At 42.8% G+C, this 2693-nt stretch carries 3 protein-coding genes; 1 reads left to right on the forward strand and 2 read right to left on the reverse strand.

Annotated features, from left to right (window positions below; all coding sequences use genetic code 11):
• The coding region (gene argJ / locus ACH2DQ_RS06540; protein WP_395026045.1) for a bifunctional ornithine acetyltransferase/N-acetylglutamate synthase at positions 1-1053 on the reverse strand (1053 nt) is incomplete at its 3' end.
• A 25-nt stretch (positions 1054-1078) separates the two neighbouring features.
• Complete coding sequence (gene argC / locus ACH2DQ_RS06545; protein WP_394913476.1) at positions 1079-2119, reverse strand: N-acetyl-gamma-glutamyl-phosphate reductase; 1041 nt, start codon at positions 2117-2119, stop codon at positions 1079-1081.
• A gap of 471 nt (positions 2120-2590) precedes the next feature.
• Here argC and ACH2DQ_RS06550 point away from each other — a divergent pair.
• The coding region (locus tag ACH2DQ_RS06550) for an argininosuccinate synthase domain-containing protein (RefSeq protein WP_395026048.1) at positions 2591-2693 on the forward strand (103 nt) is incomplete at its 3' end.

The raw sequence follows: 2693 nt of genomic DNA on the forward strand, positions 1-2693 counted from the left end.
AATGATCTTAAGTTTGCCAGCCGCACTTTCAAAGAATAAATCCACTTGTTCCGGATCAAAGTCGGCACCGGAATATCCCATGGCACAAAGTATGCGCCCCCAGTTCGCGTCGTGTCCGAAAATTGCAGCTTTGGTAAGACTGGATGTTACTATGGATTTACTTAGCGTTACCGCCTGCTCTTTGGTCTGGGCACCAATTACCCGTACCTCAAACAGCGCTGTCGCTCCTTCTCCGTCTCCTGCAATCTTTTTCGCAAGGCAGGTATTTACATAGTTCAGAGCCGCCTGAAACTGCTGATAATCTTCATTTTCCTCGGAAATGTACGGATTGCCCGCCATCCCGTTAGCCAGAAGAAGGACCGTATCGTTTGTAGACGTATCCCCATCAACGGATACCATATTGTAGGTATCTTTAATATCTGCGCTCAGCGCTTTCTGTAACATCTCTTTGGAAATCGCAGCATCTGTTGTTACAAAGCTCAGCATAGTACACATATTTGGATGAATCATGCCGGACCCTTTGCACATTCCGCCGATTGTCACCGTTTTTCCGCCAATTTCAAGGGTTACGGCTACTTCTTTTTTTACGGTGTCCGTAGTCATAATAGACTCTGCCGCCAGAGTACCCGCTTCGATTGATTCTGAAAGCAGCGGAATCATTTTTTTGATTCCCTCTTTAATCGGCTCCATGGGGAGCTGTTTTCCAATTACACCGGTGGATGCAACCAGAACTGCTTTGGGGTCGATCTGCAGCAGTTCTGCCGCTACATCTGCCGTATCTCTGCAGTAACCCATCCCCTCTTCGCCTGTGCAGGCATTCGCCACGCCGCTGTTGGCAATCACCGCCTGGGCATTCTGGTAATTGTAAACCACGTCCATATCCCATTTAACCGGTGCTGCTTTGACAATGTTGGTGGTAAACGTCCCTGCAGCAACACAAGGCACTTCACTGTAAATCATAGCCATATCTTTTTTGTCTTTCTTAATTCCTGCATAAATACCTGCTGCCTGGAATCCTTTCGCAGCAGTAACGCCTCCATTCATCACTTTCATGGTTCTTCCTCCTTATATTCAAAACTTACGGGAACATGGGTACCAGTTGTAATCCCATACTTTCTTCAAATCCAAAGAGCAGGTTCATATTCTGGACTGCCTGGCCTGCAGCGCCTTTTACCAGATTATCCATAGCTCCCATCATAATAATGCGGTTGGTTCTCTTGTCAATTTTGAAATTCACATCCACATAATTGCTGCCTTCCACCCACTTTGTCTGAGGGCACACATCTGCATCCAGGACACGGACGAAACGTTCCTTATCATAGTATTTATCATAAACGGCTTTAACTTCATCATAGCTTACATCTTTCTTCAGGGAAGCATATGCCGTTACCAGAATCCCGCGGTTCATGGGAATAAGATGAGGTGTGAAATTAATCCTGATTTCTTCGCCTGCGGCATAACCCAGCTGTTCTTCAATTTCCGGTGTATGTCTGTGGGATGCAACGCCGTATGCTTTTATATTTTCGTTTACTTCACAATAAAGATTATCCACTTTTGCACCTCGTCCGGCTCCTGACGTTCCGGATTTGGCATCGATGATAATCGTAGCCGGATCAATCAGTCCTTCCTTCAATAAAGGATAAATGGATAATGTACTGCAGGTAGGATAACATCCGGGATTTGCAATCAGCCTAGCCTTTTTGATTTCTTCCCGGTTAATTTCACACAGCCCGTATACTGCTTCTTCGATAAACTGAGGTGTCTTATGAGGAATATTGTACCATTCTTCATATGTCTTCACATCTTTAATACGGAAATCAGCGCTCAGGTCAATGACTTTTACCTGGGAAAGAATTTCTTCGGTAATGAGTGATGCGCAAAGGCCCTGAGGTGTTGCCGTGAAGATCACATCTACCTTTCCAGCCAGTTCCTGCATATTGTCATCCATACATTTTGCATCTACAATCTGGAACATGTTCTGGTATACTTCCCAATATTTCTTATCGATGTAGCTTCTGGAACCCAGCCATGCTATTTCCACTTCCTTATGTCCTAATAATAATCTCACCAGTTCACCGCCGGCATATCCGGTTGCTCCGATAATTCCTGCTTTTATCATTTTCAAAACTCCTTTTCTGTTTTCTTTCGCCAGTGGTTAATCCAGCTGTGCCATTCTTAAAACTGCTTTCCTATTAATATATAATAAGATTTCAGCGAAGTAAAGTGTTTTTCATACCCCGCCCTGATATGCGTTTCTGTATCGTTGGATTTCATTCCCCCGCATGAATAATATGCGCATAATTATACATCCATTATGTATATTATGCAAGCACTTTTTTTATTTTTATGGAAAAACTTTCAAGACGGCTTTTTCATTTCTGACACATTACGATTTGTCTTGATTCCTTTCTTCCCTATTTATATGCCTTTTTCACCCCACATGCTGACTTATGCTTTTTTCCCCGAATCCCCCAAAATTAATTTTGGAATTTATGTAAATTTACTCTTGCATAATTATGACAGTTGATGTATAGTAGTCATTAGCGAAAAGCAATGAATATAATACATAAATATTTAGGAGGATACACCTATGAAAGAAAAAGATATTCTGGCATATTCAGGTGGTCTGGATACGACCGCAATTATCCCTTGGTTAAAGGAGCATTTTGATTACGATGTTGTTTGCTGCTGCA

The organism is Robinsoniella sp., assembly GCF_034124845.1.